The sequence below is a fragment of the Sphingobium sp. genome, from assembly GCF_035511395.1.
Lineage (GTDB): Bacteria > Pseudomonadota > Alphaproteobacteria > Sphingomonadales > Sphingomonadaceae > Sphingobium.
Window position 1 is genome coordinate 1 of record NZ_DATKFP010000335.1, and the last position, 18785, is coordinate 18785.

Genomic DNA, 18785 nt, shown 5'->3' on the forward strand with positions numbered 1-18785 from the left:
GGCGATCTCGTCCTGCGCGGCACATCCTATAATATCGACTGCCATGCAGTGCGCGACCGCAGCTGGGGCGAAGCACGGCCGGAAAATCACAACCCCGCACCGCCCTATACATGGGTCACGGGCGCCTTTGGTGAAGATTTCGCCTTCAATGTCGGATCGCATGACGACCCGGAGCGGGATCCGGAATGGAAGGGCATCATGCCGGTGCCCGCGCGCATCTTTAATGATGGCTGGGTCGTGATGAAGGGAGAGCAGCGCCGTATCCGCAACGCCTCCAAGATCACGACCCGCACCAAGGACCAGTTCGGCCCGATCACCCATGACTATAGTTTCGAGGATGACAGGGGCGAAACCTACCATATTCGCGGCAAGCTGGTCGCGCAGACCGTCTGGGGCGGCTGGTCCAACATCACCTGCCATATCGGGTTGGTCGAATGGGACTGGGACGGGCGCACCGGCTATGGCGAAAGTCAGGAAGTCCAGTGGAACGACTATGTCTACAAGATGAGCCAGACGCGCTGAACCGCGTAGGGGGAGGGCCTATGAAGGGCGCGCGGATACTGGCCTGGGTCGTGATTGCGATCATGGGCGTCAACATGGCCAATGTCGCGATCAACAGCGGCATGGACCATGGCGTGGGTTTCGACACCTTCCTCGCCGGATCGGGCGATCCTTGGCAGCTGTTCATCAACAATGATCTGGTGACGGGCCTGTTCTTCATGGTCGGCTGGCTGATCTTCCGCGAGAGTGGCGGTCGCATGGCCGAAACGGTCGCCTGGGTGTGGATGGTCATGTGGTGGGGCAATATCGTGGTCGCCGCCTATGTTCTGCTCGCCCTCTGGCAATCGCAGGGGGACTGGGCGCGCTTCTTCCTGGGGCGGCGCGCAGCAAGGCTGCCGTCGTTGCGACTGGTCGGCGCGGTTCGTGGCGCGAGCGCGCTGGCGGCTCTGGCGGTCACGATCTGGACGGGGACCGGCATCGTCGCCGTCGGCTTCGCGCCCATTGCTACCTTCGGTCTGGTGATGGGCTTCGCGCCCGTCATCCTGTCGCTGTTGCTCGTCGCATCGCCCGCCAGGGTCGCGACGCCTGTGTGAAGGATATGTCTATGTCGGTGTATCTGGTTGTCGAACTCACCTATTTGGATGAGAGCTGGCGCGCAGAATATGGTCGTGCGGTGCCGCCGATGGTAGCGGCGGCCGGGGGGCGTTATCTGGCGGCGGGCAAGCCCGACGTGCTTGAGGCGGTGAACCCGGTCCCGGACCGGGTGGTGATCTTCGACTTTCCCTCGGCGAAGGCGCTCAAGAGCTTCCTCTCCAGCCGGGACTATCAACCCTATGCGCAAAGCCGCAAGGCGGGCGCGAAGACGCAAATGTATCTGATCGACGCGCTGTAACGGGGGTCAGCGCGTCGATGGAAAAATCGCGTTGCGCTTCTCCAGAAAGGCGCGAACGCCTTCTTCGAAATCGGGATCGCCCACGCAGGCGACGATGCCATCCGTTTCGGCATCCAATATCTCTGCCAGCGACTGGCCGGACGCATCGTTGACTAGCTTCTTGGCGCGGGTGATCGCGTGTTGCGGCGCGCAAGCCAGGCGAAGGGCTATTTTCATCGCCTCCTCCTCCAGCGCGTCGGGAGCGACGATGCGGTGCAATATGCCCAGCCGGAACGCCTCCTGCGCATCGACCTTGGCCGCCGTCAGCAACAACGTGCGCGCCATCCGCACGCCCACCACCTGCGGCAGCACCGCCGTCACGCCGCCGTCGGGGGAAAGGCCGACCTTCTGATGAGCGAAGACGAAGGTCGCGCTCTCGTCGCCGATTGCATAGTCGGCCACCAGCGGATAGAAGAGGCCAGCCCCGGCGGCGGCGCCGCGAACGGCTGCCACGATCGGCCGGTCGAACCCGGCGATCGCTTCCACCAAGCCCCGCGCCAGCGGCAGGCGGCGGGCGAAGTCGGCCTGCCGCTCCGTTACATCCTGCTCGATCGACTGGGCAAAGCCTGCCACATCGCCGCCGGCCGAGAAAATCTTGCCTTCACCACGCACAAGAATGCAGCGCACCGATGAGTCCTGCTGAGCGGCATGGAACAACTGCGTCAGGCCCGGCACCGCCGTCTTGGGGATGGCGTTACCAAATTGAGGCCGATTGAACGACAGGCGCAGTACGCCCTTCGTCCGTTCGACCAGATAGCTTTCATCTTCCGCCGACGCGATCATGCAAAATCCCTTGAGAGTAAAGGTCGCGCCCGAACGGGACGCGACCTTTCCGGCGATCAGGCCAATGTCTTTCGGATAGCGGCCGCGATCGTTTCGGGCTGCGGCACGAAAGCGGTTTCCAGCGGCTTGGAAAAAGGCACCGAACTGAAGGCCGCGCCGACCCGCTCGACCGGACGCTTGAGCGCGCCCCAAAGCTCTTCGGTGATGACCGATGCGATTTCGGCGCCGATGCCGAACTGCTTCACCGCTTCATGGACCACGACGGCACGGCCGGTCTTGCGCACCGACGCCAGCACCGTTTCCCTGTCCCAGGGCGAAATGGTGCGCAGGTCGATCACTTCGACCGACACGCCTTCGCCTGCCAGTTTCTCCGCCACGGCAAGGCTGTGCGTGACCATCAGCGAATGGGCGATGACGGTCACGTCGCTGCCCTCGCGCGCGATCCGGGCCTTGCCGATCGGGATGATCTGCTTCGTCACCGGCGCAGGCGTCCAGTAGCTGGGCAGATTTTCGATGAACAGCACCGGATCGGGATCGTCGATCGCCGCGCGCATCAGGCCATACGCGTCGTCGGGATTGGACGGGGCCACCACCTTGATACCGGGCGCATGGGCGAACCAGGCTTCCCAATAATCGCTATGCTGCCCACCGGTCGAAAAACCCGCGCCCGTCATGGTGCGGATCACCATCGGCACGCCGGTCTGGCCGCCCGACATGAAGCGCAGCTTGGCGGCATGATTGACGATCATGTCCATCGCCACGGTGACGAAGTTCATCAGCATGATTTCGGCGACGGGCTTGTAGCCGCCTACCGCAGCACCGATCGCGGCGCCGATGATCGCCTGTTCGGAAATCGGCGTCGACTTGACGCGATCCTCGCCGAACTTGGTCGACAGACCCTTGGTCACGCCCATGACGCCGCCTTCCTGCGGGTCGGCGACTTCCTCGCCCAGGACCAGAACCTTGGAATCCGCTTCCATCGCGTCGTGCAGCGCCAGGTTGATGGCTTCGACGACGGTCATCTTCTTGACCTGCGTATCGGCCGGGGCGGTTGTGCTGGTGTCGGTCATGACGATCCTCTCACGCAATTTCTTCAGCGAACACGTCGCGCTTCAGTTCGGACACATCCGGGAAGGGCGCATCATAGGCGGCGGCCAGTGCGACATCGATGCGGGCGTCGATATCAGCTTCGATCGCGGCCAGTTCGTCCTCGCTGGCAATGTCTTCGGCGATCAGGCGCGCGCGCAGGATCGGCATCGGGTCGTCCTTTTGCGCCTGCGCATAGAGGTCCTTGTCCATATAATGGCCGGCCTCACCCAGCAGATGGCCGTTGAAGCGGAAGGTCATCGCTTCGATCAACGTCGGGCCTTCGCCGGCGCGGGCGCGGTCGATCGCGACCTTGGCGGCGCCATATATTTCATTGGGATCATTGCCGTTCACCGTGACGCCCGGCATGCCATAGCCCGCCGCCCGGTCCGAAATCTTGTCGATCGCACGGGAATAGGCGACGCTGGTATGTTCGGCGTAGAGGTTGTTCTGGCAGACGAAGATGACCGGCAGCTTCCAGACGGCCGCCATGTTGAGCGATTCATGGAAGGCGCCGATATTGGATGCGCCATCGCCGAAATTGGCGACGGATACGCGGTTCTTGCCGTCCAGTTTCGCCGCCCAGCCCAGGCCGGTGGCGATCGGCATGGATGATCCCACTATGCCGGTCGTCACCATCATGCCCTTGTCCGGGCAGGTCAGATGCATCGGGCCGCCCTTGCCCTTGCAGGTGCCGGTCACGCGCCCGGCCAGTTCCGCCCAGAGTTCGTCCAGTGGGAAGCCCTTGGCCAGCATGTCGTGGATGCCGCGATAAATGGTGCAGATATAATCGTCGTCGGCCAGATTGACCGATATGGCCGACGGGATGATCTCCTGACCGCGCGGGCTGTAATAGGGCATGACCAGCTTGCCCGCCATCATCTGTTTGATGATGCGCTCGTCGTTCAGCTTGATCAGTGCCGCCTTCTTGTAGATTTCCAGCAAGGTTGCCGGATCGGGCTTGGGATAGTTGGACATAACCTCTCCTGATTATGGCTCAGTATGATTTGGGCAGGTCGAGCACTTTTTCGGCGATGAAGCTCAGGATCATCTGCTCCGTGATAGGGGCGATGCGCAGCAGGATCGATTCCCGGAACAGGCGTTCGACCTGATATTCGGTGGAATAGCCCATGCCGCCATGGGTCATCACCGCACGGGTGCAGGCTTCGAACGCGGCGCGTCCGCCCAAGAACTTGCCGGCATTGGCCTCCGCACCGCAGGGCTTGCCCTGATCGTAGAGATTGGCGGCGCGCATGATCATCCAATAGGCGGATTCAAGGTAGGTCCAGTTTTCCGCCAAGGGGTGCTGAATGCCCTGATTTTCGCCGATCAGCCGGCCGAACACCTTGCGCTCGCCGGCATAGCGGGATGCGCGCGCCAGGGCGCCGCGGCCAAGGCCCACCGCTTCGATGCCGACCAATATGCGTTCGGGGTTCAAGCTGTGCAGGATATAGTGAAACCCCTTGCCTTCCTCACCGATCCGGTCCTCATCCGGGATGAAATAATCGTCGATGAAGGTGGCGTTGGAGTCCACCGCGTTGCGGCCCATCTTGGGGATGCGGCGCACCTCGATCTGGCTCTTGTCCAGATCGGTGTAAAACAGGGTCATGCCGTCGGTCGGCTTGCGGCACTGGTCCTTGGGCGTGGTCCGGGTCAGCAGCAATATCTTGTTCGCGACCTGCCCTGACGATGTCCAGATCTTCCGCCCTGTGACGCGATAACCGCCCGGAACCTTGGTGGCGAAGGTGGTGATGCTGGTGGTGTCCAGGCCCGCATCCGGCTCCGTCACGCCGAAGCAGGCGCGGTCCGAACCGTCGATCAGCGGCTTGAGCATCCGTTCCTTCTGCTCGGCCGTGCCGTTCACGACGACGGCGTGCGGGCCGAAGATGTTGAGGTGCAATGTGCTGGCCGCCGAATAGCCGCCGGCGCTGCCGGCCACTTCATGCATCATGATCGCCGCTTCGGTCACGCCAAGATTGGCGCCGCCAAATTCCTCCGGCATGGTGATGCCCAGCCAGCCTGCATCAGCCATCGCCTGGTGAAATTCGAACGGAAACGTCTTTTCCTGATCGCAGCGGGACCAATATTCGTCATCGAACTGGTCGCACACCTTCCGCACATTTTCGCGGATGGTTTCATGATCTTCCGAAAGCGTAATATCCACTCAATCCCTCCTGCGAGGCCTGGTTCAACTAGCCGGCCCTTTATTGGTATGCATTATTACTATATGCACTATTCCCAGAGTCAAGGGGCGAGAGGCGCTCGTCCGCTTAATGCGGAGTCAGGCCGCCATCGACGAAGAGTTCGGCGCCGGTGACATAGGATGCCGCGTCCGATGCCAGGAAGGCCACCACAGCGCCCACTTCCCGCGCATCGCCCATCCGGCCCATGGGGATGGCGGCGCGCAGGGCCTGCACTTGCGGCAGGTCGGCCTTTGCATCGCCGCCCATCAGCATCTCGGTCGCATGGGGGCCGGGATGCACGGAGTTGACGCGGATATTGCTGCCGGTCTGCGCCAGATGGATGGCGGCCGACTTGGTCATGCTTGCCACCGCCGCCTTGGTCGCGGCATAGGATGTCGTGATGGCGCTGACCCGCTGTGTAGAATTGGACGATATGTTGACGATCGCCCCGCCGCCAGCCGCCTTCATGGCGGGGATGGCGGCCTGCATCCCGCGGAATGCGCCCAGCAGATTGATATCGAGGATCGCCTGGAAATCGGCGACCGTCAAATCCTCCACAGTGGCGGCCGTGGCGATGCCGGCATTGTTGACGAGAATGTGCAGCCCGCCAAAGGCTTGAACAGTGGCGTCGACCGCCGCCGCCCATGCCGCCTCGTCGCGGACGTCGAGCCAGACGAATTGCGCGGCATGGCCGGCGGCGCGCAACTCTGCGGCGGTTTCCTCGCCGCGCTCGACCAGCAGGTCGGCGATCATCATCTGCCCGCCTGCTTCGCAGATCGCCCATGCGCTTGCGGCGCCCAAACCGCGCGCCGCGCCTGAAATCAGGGCCGCCTTCCCGGTCAGGCTGGCACTGTTCGTCCTTGGCATATCCCCTCCTAAATCCGGTGCTTTGCCGACTATCTTGTCGAATATGAAATGCTAGCATATGGTAAGAATGATAACCAGTGGGCGCATTGCATTTGGGAGAGAGATTATGCACGGCAAACCCGTAGGCCGCCTGAACCAGATCGCCTATATGGTGCCTGACCTTGACGCTGCGATCGATTGGTGGACGCAGGTGATGGGCATCGGCCCCTTCTTCGTCTTTGCCGGCTTCGACATGGTACAGTCCGATTACCGCGGCGTGGACCAGCCGATCGCGTTCGGCGCGGCGGTCAGCTTTTCGGGCGACCTGATGGTCGAATTGATCGAACCGCGCGGCCCTTCCATCTTTCAGGAATTTCTGAGCGCCGGGCGCACCGGCGTCCATCATCTCTGCGCCTTTGCCGATGATATGGCGGAAACGCAGGCCTGGGTTGAAAGCGTCGGGGGACGAAGGTTGCAGGGCGCGGCCTTCGGCGACGGGTCGCAGATCGCCTATTTCGCGATGATCCCGGATGAATCGATCATCCTGGAAGTCGGCGTCCTTACGCCCGATGTGCTTGGCCTGTTCGACGCCATAAAGCATGCCGCCGCGCGCTGGGACGGCAAGAGCCGCCTATTCGACCCGGTTGCCGCCGAAGGGGGTGACAGCCTAGATAATATGCATTAGTACGATATGCCTATAAGTATATTTTGGAGAGGCGCTGCGACGTGACCAATGCCCGATATCTCTGGAGCGTGGCCAAGGGTTTGCGGACCCAGGTGCGTCCGAAACTGTACGACAGCAGCGCCTTGGGTGCGCTCGACAACGGCATCCGTATATTGACCGCCGTGGCCAATGCCCTGGAGCCGCTGTCCGATGGTGGCGCGTCCCCGTTCCCGGCACCGGCCTATGCCGATACCGATCGGCTGGGCGGACCGGCGGAAAATGCCGCTGCCCATCCCGACACAGGCGCGGCCATCGTGGAGGCGGCCGGCCGGCTGTCGCACGGCGCGGACCCGGCCGATCTTGGCGCCGCTATCCGCTGGGAGAAGGCCGCGCTGGATCAGGCCATCGGCCGCATGGATGCGATCGAACGCGCGCTTCCTCCAGCCGCAGAGGTCGATGACCAGTCGATCGACCCGGCCCGGCTCCAGGCCTATCTGCGCCGCCGCCCCGGTTGCGAGGCGGCGACCGTGTCCGCCTTTCGCCTGATCGTCGGCGGGCGATCGCGCCAGACGGCGCTGTTCTCGATCACGGATACCGACGCCTTGCCCGCCCAAATGGTCATCCAGCGCGGCATTCCCGGCCAGGCCGGCAGCGCCGCCTTCCTCAGCGAAACTGCCCAGCATGATCTTCTGTCGCATCTGCACGAGGCGGGCATGCGCGTGCCGCGCCCGGTGCTGGTGGAAGCCGACCCTATATGGCTGGACGCGCCCTTCCTGCTGGTCGAACGGGTCGATGGTGCGCCGGTCCAGCCCGATTACTGGCTGCCGGCGGAGAGCGAGGCCGTCGTCCTTGGCCTCGCCCGCGAACTGGCGCTGCTCCACAGCCAGCCGGTCGATCGGGTCGGGGCAGGGCTGCGGCAGGCGCGCGATCGCTATGATATCGAAGGCTGGCGGGAGGAACTTGACCATCTGGCCGCTCAGTGGGATGGCGCCGCGCACTGGCCATCCATCACCATGTCCGCGGTCATCGCCTGGCTGCGGCAGAATGTGGATTGCCTGGATGACCGGCGCGCTATCGTCCATAACGACATGGTGTTCCACAACATCCTGGCCGATGGCGATGCGATTACGGCGGTTCTGGACTGGGAGCAGGCGGCGATCGGCCATCCGGGTGAGGATCTGGGCTATTGCTATCCGGTCGTCATCGCGGTGACTGGCTGGGACCGGTTCATGGCCGCCTATCGCGCGGCCGGCGGTGCCGATATTCCGCAACGGCAGATCGATTATTTCGCCCTGCGCGCCGGGCTACGCCTGATGCACCTGGTCATGCATGGCGGCCGCGATTCCTTTGAGAAGGGGCTGAGCGACGACATATTGGTCGCCAGCGCCGGGGCGCATTTCACCCAGCGCCTGCTGCACCGGATCGCGGTGGTGCTGGCGTCGATCCTGGAGCGGGACGCATGAGCGATGCCATACGCCCCTTCACGCTGGCGATAGCGCAAGAGCAGCTGGACGATTTGCAGACCCGTCTCGACTGCACGCGCTGGCCGGAGCGGGAGACGGTGGGCGACTGGAGCCAAGGCGTGCCGATCGACCGATTGCAGGCGCTGGTCGACCATTGGCGGCATCATTATGACTGGCGGCGGTGTGAGGCGATGCTGAATGGCCATGGCCAGTATAAGACGCGGATCGACGGCCTCGATATCCATTTCCTGCATATCCGATCGCCGGAACCCGACGCCATGCCGCTGCTGCTGACCCATGGCTGGCCCGGATCGGTGATCGAATTTCACAAGGTGATCGGCCCGCTCAGCGATCCGGCCGCGCATGGCGGCAATCCGGCCGATGCCTTCCACCTCATCATCCCCTCGCTGCCGGGTTACGGCTTTTCCGACAAGCCGACGGAATCAGGCTGGGGCGTGGAGAGGATTGCCCGCGCCTGGGCCGAACTGATGCGGCGGCGCGGCTATGACCGCTATGTCGCGCAAGGGGGGGATTGGGGGTCGGCCGTGACCATGTCCCTCGGCGTGCAGGCGCCGCCGGGATTGGCGGGCGTGCATTTCAACATGCTCTCCATCCGACCCGATCATTTCTCCGAACATCCCGATGCGCAGGAACAGGCGGCGATCAATGCGCTGGACTATTTCGGCAATGTCGAATCCGCCTATGCCCGATTGCAGGCTACCCGGCCGCAGACGATCGGCTATGCGCTGGCGGATTCGCCGGTCGCTCAGGCGGCATGGATCTATGAAAAGCTGCGCGGCTGGAGCGACTGCGACGGTGAACCGGAAAATATCTTCACCCGCGATGAGATGCTCGATAATATCATGCTTTACTGGCTGCCCGGCAACGGCGCTTCATCGGCGCGGCTCTATTGGGAAAGCATGGCCAGCTTCCGGCCGATGAAGATTGACCTGCCGCTTGGATATAGCCAGTTTCCCCGCGAAATCATGGCCCCACCGCGCCATTGGGCGGAGCAGGTCTTCAGCAGGATCATCCATTGGAACGAACTCGACAAAGGTGGCCATTTCGCGGCCTTCGAACAGCCAGTCCGGTTCGTGGGGGAAGTGCGGGATTGTTTTCGCATGCTACGCTGACGCCTGGGCGATATATGCGCAAGATCTTATCATATGGGCGAGTATGATAAGCATGGGTGAATATTTTCCGTGCATCCCGTTCCGGGTTACGTCATGATGACTGCGGCGCGACACTAATGCGCGTCCAGATGAAGTTGTAGAGATGAAAACTGGGGAAAAAGTTGCCGTCGCGGTAGCGAAGTCGGACATGCAGGGCACGGCGAAGCCGTTTACCTTCGGCTATCTGGTGCATGACGTGTCGCGCGTGCGGCGCGTGGTCATGGACATGGCGATGCGTCCTTATGATATCACGCGATCGCAATGGTCGGTGCTGACGACCCTGGCGCGTGGCGGCAATGACGGCATGATGCAGGTCGATCTGGCGCGGCTGATGGAAGTCGGCAAGGTGACGGTCGGTGGCCTGATCGACCGACTGGAAGCATCCGGCCATGTCGAGCGTCGTCCTGATGCGACCGACCGCCGCGTGAAGCGCGTTTTCATCACGCCAAAGGGGCATGGCGTGGTCAAGCTGATGGTAGAGGTGGCGTCGGACATGAACCAGCGCATTCTCGCCGGCCTGTCGGCGGAAGAGATCGCCATGTGTGAGCATGTGCTGGGCCGCGTGAAAAAGAATCTCAAGACCATATTGGTCGAAAATGGCGGCGCCAACGGCCTGGCGGACATGGCCGCGGAAGAGCTGGACGACTGATTGCGGGAGGGTTGACATGTTTTTCATGATCCTGGCGCCGGACCGGCCCGACATGCTGGAGCGTCGTCTGGCGCATCGTCCCGCGCATGTGGACTATTGGGTGGCGCAGGGCGACAAGTTGAAGGTGGCCGGCGCCATGCTGGAGTCCGATGCGCCGGATGCGACGCCAATCGGCAGTTCCTTCCTGATCGAAGCGGAAGACGAGGCGGCTGTCCGCGCGCTGATCGCGGCCGACCCCTTCATGATCGAAGGGATTTTCGGCGACGATGTCACGGTGCAGCCGGTGCGCCCGGCGCTGGGTGTCTGGCGCCCCGCCTGAGTCGGGCGGACCGGAGGGTTCCGGCCGGTCTCAATCCTCGCCGATATAGACCAGCATCTTGCCGCTGTTGGTGCCGGCGAACAGCGCCTCCAGCGTCGGCAGAATATGGTCCATGCCCGGCCGGATCACCTCGTCATGGACCAGTTGCCCGGCCAGCAGCATGTCCGTCAGCCGTTCGATCGCGGCCGGGAAGCGGTCCACATGATCGAAGATGACGAAGCCGCTCCATGTCAGGGCGCGCATCAATATCTCCCGCTCATTCCGCAGGCCGGTGGGCGGCGGGTTCCAGCTGGGCGTCGCCGCCGTGCCGCATTGCACGATGCGGCCGAACCGGGCCATGGCCCGGATCGCATTGTCCAGTATCGCGCCGCCGACATTGTCGAAATAGATGTCGAACCCCTCCGGTCGGGCGGCCGACAGCGTGGCGGACAGGTCGCCCACCTTGTAATTATAGGCGGCATGATAGCCATAATGGCTGATGCAGCGGGCGATCTTGTCCTCGCTGCCCGTCAGGCCGACGACATGGGCGCCGGCCTGGCGCGCAATCTGCCCCACGACGCTGCCGACCGTGCCGGCGGCGGTGGAAACCAGGATCGACTGGCCCTCGCGCGGTGGTGCTATGTCGTGCAAGGCGAGCCAGGCGGTGACGCCGGGCATCCCCAGGACGCCGGCATAGGCCGGCAATGGCGCCCGCGGCCTGGGGATGTGCGACAGAAGGTCGGCACGGGTGGCGACGGCATAATCCTGCCATCCGAAGAAGCCGTAGACGATGTCGCCCGTGCGAATGCCGGAATCGCGACTGTCAGTCACGACGCCGACGGCCAGCGCGCGCATCGGCGCATCGATCGGCGTCAGCGCCGGATTGGCAGCCCAGCCGCGCTGCACCGGATCGGCCGACAGATAGAGGTTGCGGACCAGGAAGGCGCCGTCGCCGGGCGCGACGATCGCCGCTTCGCGCAGGGCGAAATCGGTGGTGCGCGGCGTGCCTTGCGGCCGTTGCGCCAATATCATCTGTCGGTTGGTGCCGGGGGTGGTGAACGATGTCAGGCCGGTGGACAAGACATACTCCTGTGATGATGCGATGGGGATTCAGCGACGGCCCGGTGCCTGTGCAGGGTCGTCGTCCAGATAGCGTGCGAGCGTCTGATGGATGTGCCGGATACGGACCTCCTGATAGGCGGAATAGAGGATATCCGCGTCGCCGCCATCGCGCAGGCCCTGCTGGCACATGCGCAGGCCCGCCACATCCTGATCGTAGATTTCCCCCAGCCAGGGCGGCAATATGCCCGCGCCGGCGAAGCTGTCTGCCTCCCCCAACTCCACCAGTTCGACCTCCGGCACGTACCCTTCTTTGGGTTTCGGCTTGAAGATCATGAATTCGAAGGTCGCCCGGTTCGGGTCGCCCGGCAACGGCAGGAAGCGATAGACATAGGGGTAGCCGAGCGAGCGGAAGAGGATGATGTTCGGGAACAGCGAATATTGGATCGCATCGGCAGCTTCGGAATCCGAAAGGGCGGAATAATCGACGCCATCCGCTTCGCCCATGGCGGCGCGCATTCCGGCGGCCATGAAATGGCGGGCCTTGGTCCCGTCCGGCAGTTCCGGCACGTCCGCGCCGCCGAACACGGTGGAGAGGGCCGCGTTCAATATCTCCTGCTCGGACAGGGAGTGGGACAGTTGATCGCTCATCACCCCGGTCGGTTCTAGGAAGCGGCTGACGTGCGGATCATCGGGCCACACATCATATTGCGTGCTGGCGTCTCCGCCAAAGGGCAGCGCCTGGGCGTGGATGCCGGCCAGATGATAGGATTCGACGAACCCTTCGATGCAGGTCTTCCAATTGGCATCGATCGTCTTGCGCATGACCGTCGCCAGATAGCGGTCGGCATAGGACCAGTCGACGAAATGGTCGGGCAGATGGCCCAGATAGTCCTGCAACGGCGGCGCGGCGGGATCGCGATTGATGAAGACGAAACCCTGCCAGCGTTCGACCCGTGCTTCGGGCAGGTCCATGGCCTCTTCCTTCAAGCCCGGGAAATCCCAGCGCGCGGGAATATGGGCCAGCGTGCCGTCCAGATTCCAGGTGAAGCCATGGAAGGGGCAGGATAATTTGCGCACGCTGCTGTCCTGCGCGCACAGCCGCATCCCCCGATGTAGGCAACTGTTATAATAGGCCCGGATATCGTCCGTATCGCTGCGCATGATGATCAGCGACGCGCCGGGGCTTTCGTAGATCACATAATCGCCGACCTCGGGAATCTGTTCCTCGCGGCAGGCCAGTTGCCACACGCGCGGCCACATGCGCTCCATTTCCAGCGCCGCGAAAGCGCCGCTGCGATACTGGTCCCTGGGCACGCGCGCGACCGGAATGTCGATTTCGGAATATTCCCGCAGGACCGGCGGCGCGGCGATGGGATCGTCGGCAATCACCTGCTGGAACAGGGGGGCGGGACTATCCCGATAGTCGGGCGCGAACCTGGTTTGCTGACCCATGTCTCTCTCCTGATGTGCCTTATGTCGCGCTGCCCTGGCGGCGGTCTGCTCGAACGAAGAATAGAGCGAAAGGTAAATGAGTCAATATCGTATGCTAGAATATCATATGAATGCAGGCGTTGCAAAAAAATGATTGCTAGCATATCATGCTAATACGAATGATATGAGGCCTGAGCCGAGATAGGAGAGCATAAGCATGAAGATCGAGAAGATCCGGACCATGGCGATTGATCCGATCGTCCAGTCCTATGACAAGCGCGATACGATCCTGTTCGCACTTGGCCTGGGCTATGGCGCCGATCCCCTCGATGAAGCCGAACTGCCCTTCGTCTATGAAAAGGCGCTGCTGTGTCTTCCGGCCTACGCCAATATCCTGTGCCATCCGGGCTTCTGGGCGCAGGATGCGCAATATGGCATCGACTGGGTGAAGATCCTCCATGCCGAACAGCATCTGGTTATGCACAGGCTGCTGCCGGCGGTCGGGGCGGTGCGCGGCGAATATCGCGTCGCGGGGATCGAGGATAAGGGCGAAGGGCGCGGTGCGCTGCTCCATCAGGAAAAGCTGCTCTATGACGAAGCCAATGGCGATCATCTGGCGACCGTGCGATCCACCCTCTTCCTGCGCGGCAATGGTGGGGAGGGCGGCTTCGGCGACGCGATGCCGGTCGCTGCGCCGGTGCCCGATCGCGCGCCCGACAGAGTTGTGGAGATAGCGACGCTGCCGCGCCAGGCGCTGATCTATCGGCTGAGCGGCGACTGGAACCCCCTCCACGCGGATCCGGCGATCGCGCGCAAGGCCGGCTTCGATCGCCCCATCCTCCATGGCCTGTGTACCAAGGGTCTCGCCAATCGGGCGATCCTGTCGGCCTATTGCGACAATGACGTTGCTCGCTTCAAGTCGATGTTCGTGCGCTTCAGCAAGCCGGTCATGCCCGGCGAAACGATCCGGATCGAGTTTTTCGAGGAAGGCGAAGGGCAACTGCGCTTCCGAGCCATCGCGGTCGAACGGGGCATGGTCGTCCTCGATCGCTGCTCCGCAACCATCGCCTGACGGGGGAGCGGCATTGATGCGCTGCCTGATCCTTTATTATTCCATGACCGGCCAGGCGGAAAGGGCCGCTACCCTCGCAACGCAAACCGCGGAAGCGACCGGGTGGGAAGTGTCATTGTGCCGGATCGCCATGCGTGAGCCGGCCGACCATCTCGCGCGCCCGATGAATGTGGCGGCGTCCAAGAAATGGACGCAGGGAGCGCAGAAGGGAATGACGGTTCCGATCATGTTCGATCCTGCGAATGCGGTCGGTCGCCGCTATGATGCCGTCCTGCTGTTCAGTAACACCTGGGGTGATCACCCTTCCGTACCGGTCCGCTCCTTCCTAGAGAGTGAGGAGGCCAGAGCGCTGCTCGCCGATACGCCGGTGGGGCTCTACATTGTGTGCCGGCGACTGTGGGAGAAGAACCTCGGCATCGCGCGCGAACTGGTGGAGCGGGCCGGCGGCCATGTGCTGGGGGGAGAAGCATTCATGCATCCGGGCGGGCAAGTGGGCAGCCTGATCCAGACCATCACCTATCTCTATCGTACCGATAATGGCCGCACGCATTTTCTAGGCTTTCCCTTGCCGCGCTACGGCCTGTCGGATGTAGCGATGGCGCGGATTCCTACCTATACGGCCGAATTGCTGGCGTCTGCGATTGATCGGAAAGGCAAATCATGACGGATCTGGACCTGGAGCGCGTCGTCCCATTGGAAGGCGGCCACAATTTCCGCGACCTGGGCGGCTATCCCACTATGGATGGACGGACGGTAGCGCGCGGACTCATCTATCGGTCCGGCACCATGGCGGAATTGAGCGACGGCGATCACGCGATGCTCGACGCCATAGGGCTGAAGGTCATCTGCGATTTCCGCTCTTCGCAGGAGCGCGATCGTCGGCCGTCCCGCCTGCCGGCCATGGCCAGCTATGAGATATGGGCGCGCGACCATCATAGCAGCGCGGGCGACGTCACTTTCGCGCTGCAGACGCCGGGCGCAACAGCCGACACCGCGCGACTGCATATTCTGGAGGCGTATCGCGATCTCGCCTATGAGCAGGCGCCATCCTATCGGGAACTGTTTCGGCGGATCGTGGATGGCCCTTTACCGCTGGTTTTCCATTGTGCCGCCGGCAAGGATCGCACCGGCATCGCCGCCGCCTTGCTGCTCGACCTTCTTGGGGTGGAACGCGCTATCATCATGCAGGATTATGCACTGACGGATCGCTTTTTCGCCCGGGGATGCGAACTGGTGGCCAAGGATCCGTTCGGCGCCAAGCTGAAAGGCATCGATCCGCAGATATGGGAACCCATCATGCGGGCGGATCCCAGCTATCTGGCGGCGATGTTCGACACGCTCGAACAGCGTCACGGATCGGCGCGGGGTTTCCTGAAAGAGGAATTGGACCTGAGCGACGCGGATTGCGCCACCATCCGCACGCGCCTGCTCATATAAGCGGCAAAGGCGCGTGGACGGGCAAGTTGCAGCGCCTATTGCGCAAGCGTCAGAAAATGCTTGCGGACCATCCCACGCTGAACCTTGCCGGATGCGGTACGCGGCAGGGAGATGCCCGTTTCTATCCGGCGCGGTATTTTGTAGGCGGCAAGCGATTTGCGGGCGAAGGCGATTACCTCGGCCGGATCGACGCTGTGGCCGGGACGCAGTTCGAGCGCGGCGGTCACGCCTTCCCCCCATTTCGGATGGGGCAGGCCGAAGACGGCGCAGTCCAGCACGGCCGGATGATCGCGCAATACCGCTTCGACCTCCGCCGGATAGACATTTTCGCCACCCGACACGATCATGTCCTTGATACGGTCGGTCAGGAATAGATAGCCGTCCTTGTCCAGCTTCCCGCCATCTCCTGACCGATACCAGCCATCGATCAGGGCATCGGCCGTCGCTTCGGGTTTGTTCCAATATTCCATCAGCAAGCTGGGGCCTTTGACCCAGATTTCGCCGGGCGTATCGATCGGCAGAAGTTGCGCATCGGGGCCGCGGATGGCGATGCTGAACCCAGGCAGTGGGCGCCCCACCGAGCGCAACAGATAGGGATGGCTGGCATCATGTTCGTCCGGCCCCAGGATCGCCATGGTGCCGGTGACTTCGGTCATCCCATAATATTGCAGGAAGCGGCAGCCGATCCGGTCGACCGACCGCTCCAGCAAGGCTGGGTCCATGGAGGCTGCGCCATAATGAATGCCGCGTAGGCTGGGCACGCGCACATTGCGCGCGTCCATCTCGCCAATCAGTGCCCGCACCAATGTCGGCACGATGAAGGTGCGGGTGATGCCATGCTCCAGGCAATTGTCCAATATGACCGCCGGATTGGTGTCGGCGATGACATGCACCGTCGCCCCGCGCACCAGCGCCGTGCAGACCCAGGACATGCCGCCAATATGGAAGGATGGTAGAGGCGATAGGAGAATTTCATCGTCCCGCCAGTCATCGAAAAAGCCGGAAATGGTTTCGATGTGCCGTGCGCTGCCAAAGGCATATTGCGACGTCACCACGCCCTTGGGACGCCCGGTCGTGCCGCTAGTATAGAGTTGTAGGCACGGGGCATGGGGATCGATCGGCGCACGCGGACTGGGCGCGCAAGCCGCTATCCGTGCGCGCAGGCCTTCGGGCCCCTCCAGATCAGTGACAAGCAGTGGCAATCCTGCCTGATCGGCTTCCCGAACGATGTCGACAAATGCGCTGTCCGCAACGATTAGCGAAACGGCGGAATCGTCGATGACATAGCGTGTTTCAGGGGCGGTGTTGCGCCAGTTGACCGGGACCATGACGGCGCCGGCGCGGATTGCGGCAATGAGCAGGACGAAGAACAGGTCGTTATTCTTGCCCATATAGGCCAGCCGTCCACCACGGCCGATACCATGTTCGGCCAGCAGCGTGACGGCCGCATTCACGCCCCGATCGAGCTGGACGTAGGTCCATCGATGTGGGCCGAAGATCAGGGCAGCCTTGTCCGGCGCGACAGCCGCATGAACATTGGGATATTCGGACGGCAGGATCATGCCGGACACATCCAGGGCCGCCCCTTGCGCAAAGGCATAGCCATCGGCAATTCCTGCGGCCGGAACGGCAATGTCAGAAAGCGACATTGTCGCCCCCCTTGGTCTGCATCATCGCGCGCGCTTCGGCCGGCGTGGCGACATCAAGGCTCAATTCTTCCAGGACACGGCGAATTTTGGCAACCTGGACGGCATTGGAAGTCGCCATCACCCCCTTGCCGGCATACAGGCTGTCCTCCAGCCCGACGCGGACCGACCCGCCCAGCAAAGCGGACAAGGTGACAAGGCGCATTTGGTGCTTGCCCGCCGCCAGTGCGGAAAAGATATAATCCTCCCCGAACAGGCGATCGGCCGTGGATTTCATGTGCATCAGATTTTCCGGATCCGGGCCGATGCCACCCAGAATGCCGAACACGCCCTGAATGAAGAAGGGTGGCTCCACCATCTTGCGATCGACGAAATGCGCCAGATTGTAAAGATGGCCGACATCATAGCATTCAAATTCATATCGCGTGCCTTGCGCCGACAATTCGGTCATGGCCCGTTCGATCTGGGCGAAGGTGTTGGACAGGATGAAATCCTTCGTCATGTCCAGATAGGGCTTCTCCCAGTCATGCTGCCAACTGTCGATCTTCATGCCGGCAGCGGAAATGTTGAAATTTACCGATCCCATGTTCATCGAACAGACCTCGGGCTTGAACCTCTTGGTCGGTGCCAGTCGGTCCTCCAGGCTCATGCCCAAGCCGCCGCCTGTCGTGATGTTCAGGATGGCATCCGTCGATTGCTTGATGCGGGGCAGGAATTGCGCAAACAACTCCGGATCCTGCGAGGGTTGCCCGGTCTGGGGATTGCGGGCGTGCAGATGCAGCATCGCCGCACCGGCTTCTGCCGCGGCGATAGCCTCGACCGCGATCTGATCGGGTGTGATCGGCAGATGGGGCGACATGGTGGGCGTGTGGATCGAGCCGGTGACGGCGCAGGTGATGATGACCTTGTCGGTACGCTTCATGATGATGTCCGGCGCCTGACACGCCTCTCCCAATGGTTTTTATGGTTCGGATATCGGCGATATCAGATTATCTCACCCAATATGGTTCCCACGTCATAGGTTTCGCCGGGCTGTTTCAGGATCTTCAGCGTGCCGCTGGCGGGCGCTTCGACCTCCTGGGTGGATTTGTCGCTTTCCAGCGCGAAGAGGGGCGCGCCCGCCGTCACGGCGCCGCCATCGGCGACCAGCCATTCGGCGAGCATGCCTTCGTTCATCGAGAAGCCGAGCTTGGGTAGGATGATTTCGGTGGCCATGAGAACCTCTCTCCAAATCCGGCGTCTGCCGGCTACTGTAAGTATACGATCAATGAAGTAACCTAGCGTACCGGTTTCGTCCAGCGGAATTGGTGCCTGGTGAAAGAGCTGGGAAAATATATGTATGCTAGCGTATGATATTGACACATATGTCTTGGTGCGGCAAATATCGCGACGATAATGACCGGGCGATGATGGAGAGAGCAGCGAATTTGGTTTCGCGCGCGTCCGATCCGCAGCGGTCCGACGCTCAACCCTTTCCAAGCAGGAGGCCGCCATGCCCACCCCACCCATTAATGACTATCCCTGGGACGGGGCGTTCCCGGACACGCCCAACTGGAGCGAG

21 protein-coding genes are annotated in these 18785 nt (G+C 62.4%); 11 read left to right on the top strand and 10 right to left on the bottom strand.

Going from position 1 to position 18785, the window contains the following annotated elements:
• From VMR39_RS23125 to VMR39_RS23135, 3 genes are all read left to right on the top strand, one after another.
• Positions 1-522, top strand: a 522-nt coding sequence (locus VMR39_RS23125) for a DUF7064 domain-containing protein (protein ID WP_325419585.1), incomplete at its 5' end; no start/stop codon positions are given.
• Between the two features lie 20 nt (positions 523-542).
• A complete protein-coding gene (locus VMR39_RS23130; protein ID WP_325419587.1) occupies positions 543-1094 on the top strand; it encodes a hypothetical protein in 552 nt (183 codons plus the stop codon).
• 11 nt (positions 1095-1105) lie between these two features.
• Positions 1106-1393, top strand: coding sequence for a DUF1330 domain-containing protein (locus tag VMR39_RS23135; RefSeq protein ID WP_325419589.1), 288 nt, complete (start codon positions 1106-1108; stop codon positions 1391-1393).
• A gap of 6 nt (positions 1394-1399) precedes the next feature.
• On the opposite strand, the gene VMR39_RS23140 is transcribed toward VMR39_RS23135, so the two are convergent.
• The 5 genes from VMR39_RS23140 to VMR39_RS23160 all read right to left on the bottom strand — a co-directional run bounded on the left by VMR39_RS23140 (position 1400) and on the right by VMR39_RS23160 (position 6351).
• Positions 1400-2215, bottom strand: a complete 816-nt coding sequence (locus tag VMR39_RS23140) for an enoyl-CoA hydratase/isomerase family protein (protein WP_325419591.1) — start codon at positions 2213-2215, stop codon at positions 1400-1402.
• A 56-nt stretch (positions 2216-2271) separates the two neighbouring features.
• On the bottom strand, positions 2272-3285 hold the full coding sequence (locus tag VMR39_RS23145) for an alpha-ketoacid dehydrogenase subunit beta (protein WP_325419593.1): 1014 nt from the start codon (positions 3283-3285) through the stop codon (positions 2272-2274).
• Positions 3286-3295: 10 nt separating this feature from the next.
• Positions 3296-4279: a thiamine pyrophosphate-dependent dehydrogenase E1 component subunit alpha gene (locus VMR39_RS23150; RefSeq protein ID WP_325419595.1), complete on the bottom strand. Its 984-nt coding sequence runs from the start codon at positions 4277-4279 to the stop codon at positions 3296-3298.
• A 19-nt stretch (positions 4280-4298) separates the two neighbouring features.
• The gene (locus VMR39_RS23155; RefSeq protein ID WP_325419597.1) at positions 4299-5465 is read right to left on the bottom strand and encodes an acyl-CoA dehydrogenase family protein; all 1167 of its coding nucleotides are present in this window, start codon (positions 5463-5465) and stop codon (positions 4299-4301) included.
• 106 nt (positions 5466-5571) lie between these two features.
• A complete protein-coding gene (locus VMR39_RS23160; RefSeq protein WP_325419599.1) occupies positions 5572-6351 on the bottom strand; it encodes a glucose 1-dehydrogenase in 780 nt (259 codons plus the stop codon).
• Between the two features lie 106 nt (positions 6352-6457).
• Between VMR39_RS23160 and VMR39_RS23165 the strand changes: the two genes are divergently transcribed.
• The 5 genes from VMR39_RS23165 (at position 6458) to VMR39_RS23185 (ending at position 10597) form a co-directional block, all read left to right on the top strand.
• A complete protein-coding gene (locus VMR39_RS23165; protein WP_325419601.1) occupies positions 6458-7015 on the top strand; it encodes a VOC family protein in 558 nt (185 codons plus the stop codon).
• A 41-nt stretch (positions 7016-7056) separates the two neighbouring features.
• Positions 7057-8457, top strand: a complete 1401-nt coding sequence (locus tag VMR39_RS23170) for a phosphotransferase family protein (RefSeq protein ID WP_325419603.1) — start codon at positions 7057-7059, stop codon at positions 8455-8457.
• Positions 8454-9590, top strand: a complete 1137-nt coding sequence (locus VMR39_RS23175; RefSeq protein WP_325419605.1) for an epoxide hydrolase — start codon at positions 8454-8456, stop codon at positions 9588-9590. Before VMR39_RS23170 ends, VMR39_RS23175 begins: the two co-directional genes overlap by 4 nt.
• Before the next feature lie 142 nt (positions 9591-9732).
• Complete coding sequence (locus tag VMR39_RS23180) at positions 9733-10278, top strand: MarR family transcriptional regulator (RefSeq protein WP_325419607.1); 546 nt, start codon at positions 9733-9735, stop codon at positions 10276-10278.
• A gap of 16 nt (positions 10279-10294) precedes the next feature.
• Entirely contained in the window at positions 10295-10597 is a 303-nt protein-coding gene (locus tag VMR39_RS23185; RefSeq protein WP_325419609.1) for a YciI family protein, read from the top strand.
• 30 nt (positions 10598-10627) lie between these two features.
• Here the strand turns inward: VMR39_RS23185 and VMR39_RS23190 are convergent, their stop codons facing one another.
• Complete coding sequence (locus VMR39_RS23190) at positions 10628-11656, bottom strand: NADP-dependent oxidoreductase (protein WP_325419611.1); 1029 nt, start codon at positions 11654-11656, stop codon at positions 10628-10630.
• A 30-nt stretch (positions 11657-11686) separates the two neighbouring features.
• The gene (locus VMR39_RS23195) at positions 11687-13090 is read right to left on the bottom strand and encodes an aromatic ring-hydroxylating dioxygenase subunit alpha (RefSeq protein WP_325419613.1); all 1404 of its coding nucleotides are present in this window, start codon (positions 13088-13090) and stop codon (positions 11687-11689) included.
• Positions 13091-13286: 196 nt separating this feature from the next.
• Here VMR39_RS23195 and VMR39_RS23200 point away from each other — a divergent pair, with 196 nt between their 5' ends.
• Genes VMR39_RS23200 through VMR39_RS23210 form a run of 3 tightly spaced genes read left to right on the top strand, consistent with a single transcriptional unit; the run spans position 13287 to position 15578 of the window.
• On the top strand, positions 13287-14141 hold the full coding sequence (locus tag VMR39_RS23200; protein ID WP_325419615.1) for a MaoC family dehydratase: 855 nt from the start codon (positions 13287-13289) through the stop codon (positions 14139-14141).
• Between the two features lie 16 nt (positions 14142-14157).
• Positions 14158-14805 carry a hypothetical protein gene (locus VMR39_RS23205; RefSeq protein WP_325419617.1) on the top strand — a complete coding sequence of 216 codons (648 nt, stop codon included), beginning with the start codon at positions 14158-14160 and terminating at the stop codon, positions 14803-14805.
• Positions 14802-15578 (top strand): tyrosine-protein phosphatase, encoded by a 777-nt coding sequence (locus VMR39_RS23210; RefSeq protein ID WP_325419619.1) that lies wholly within the window; start codon positions 14802-14804, stop codon positions 15576-15578. The genes VMR39_RS23205 and VMR39_RS23210 overlap by 4 nt, the downstream gene beginning before the upstream one ends.
• A 35-nt stretch (positions 15579-15613) precedes the next feature.
• On the opposite strand, the gene VMR39_RS23215 is transcribed toward VMR39_RS23210, so the two are convergent.
• From VMR39_RS23215 to VMR39_RS23225, 3 genes are all read right to left on the bottom strand, one after another.
• Entirely contained in the window at positions 15614-17227 is a 1614-nt protein-coding gene (locus tag VMR39_RS23215) for a class I adenylate-forming enzyme family protein (RefSeq protein WP_325419622.1), read from the bottom strand.
• Positions 17214-18146, bottom strand: coding sequence for a 3-keto-5-aminohexanoate cleavage protein (locus VMR39_RS23220; protein ID WP_325419624.1), 933 nt, complete (start codon positions 18144-18146; stop codon positions 17214-17216). Before VMR39_RS23220 ends, VMR39_RS23215 begins: the two co-directional genes overlap by 14 nt.
• A 62-nt stretch (positions 18147-18208) precedes the next feature.
• Entirely contained in the window at positions 18209-18439 is a 231-nt protein-coding gene (locus tag VMR39_RS23225) for a lipoyl domain-containing protein (RefSeq protein WP_325419626.1), read from the bottom strand.
• Between the last annotated feature and the right edge of the window lie 346 nt (positions 18440-18785).

What these genes read in the sequence shown, in the direction of transcription:
- VMR39_RS23130 (WP_325419587.1), top strand. Translation starts at nt 543, where the DNA reads ATGAAGGGCGCGCGGATACTGGCCTGGGTCGTGATTGCGATCATGGGC.
- VMR39_RS23135 (WP_325419589.1), top strand. Translation starts at nt 1,106, where the DNA reads ATGTCGGTGTATCTGGTTGTCGAACTCACCTATTTGGATGAGAGCTGG.
- VMR39_RS23140 (WP_325419591.1), bottom strand. Translation starts at nt 2,215, where the DNA reads ATGATCGCGTCGGCGGAAGATGAAAGCTATCTGGTCGAACGGACGAAG.
- VMR39_RS23145 (WP_325419593.1), bottom strand. Translation starts at nt 3,285, where the DNA reads ATGACCGACACCAGCACAACCGCCCCGGCCGATACGCAGGTCAAGAAG.
- VMR39_RS23150 (WP_325419595.1), bottom strand. Translation starts at nt 4,279, where the DNA reads ATGTCCAACTATCCCAAGCCCGATCCGGCAACCTTGCTGGAAATCTAC.
- VMR39_RS23160 (WP_325419599.1), bottom strand. Translation starts at nt 6,351, where the DNA reads ATGCCAAGGACGAACAGTGCCAGCCTGACCGGGAAGGCGGCCCTGATT.
- VMR39_RS23165 (WP_325419601.1), top strand. Translation starts at nt 6,458, where the DNA reads ATGCACGGCAAACCCGTAGGCCGCCTGAACCAGATCGCCTATATGGTG.
- VMR39_RS23175 (WP_325419605.1), top strand. Translation starts at nt 8,454, where the DNA reads ATGAGCGATGCCATACGCCCCTTCACGCTGGCGATAGCGCAAGAGCAG.
- VMR39_RS23180 (WP_325419607.1), top strand. Translation starts at nt 9,733, where the DNA reads ATGAAAACTGGGGAAAAAGTTGCCGTCGCGGTAGCGAAGTCGGACATG.
- VMR39_RS23185 (WP_325419609.1), top strand. Translation starts at nt 10,295, where the DNA reads ATGTTTTTCATGATCCTGGCGCCGGACCGGCCCGACATGCTGGAGCGT.
- VMR39_RS23195 (WP_325419613.1), bottom strand. Translation starts at nt 13,090, where the DNA reads ATGGGTCAGCAAACCAGGTTCGCGCCCGACTATCGGGATAGTCCCGCC.
- VMR39_RS23200 (WP_325419615.1), top strand. Translation starts at nt 13,287, where the DNA reads ATGAAGATCGAGAAGATCCGGACCATGGCGATTGATCCGATCGTCCAG.
- VMR39_RS23205 (WP_325419617.1), top strand. Translation starts at nt 14,158, where the DNA reads ATGCGCTGCCTGATCCTTTATTATTCCATGACCGGCCAGGCGGAAAGG.
- VMR39_RS23210 (WP_325419619.1), top strand. Translation starts at nt 14,802, where the DNA reads ATGACGGATCTGGACCTGGAGCGCGTCGTCCCATTGGAAGGCGGCCAC.
- VMR39_RS23215 (WP_325419622.1), bottom strand. Translation starts at nt 17,227, where the DNA reads ATGTCGCTTTCTGACATTGCCGTTCCGGCCGCAGGAATTGCCGATGGC.
- VMR39_RS23220 (WP_325419624.1), bottom strand. Translation starts at nt 18,146, where the DNA reads ATGAAGCGTACCGACAAGGTCATCATCACCTGCGCCGTCACCGGCTCG.
- VMR39_RS23225 (WP_325419626.1), bottom strand. Translation starts at nt 18,439, where the DNA reads ATGGCCACCGAAATCATCCTACCCAAGCTCGGCTTCTCGATGAACGAA.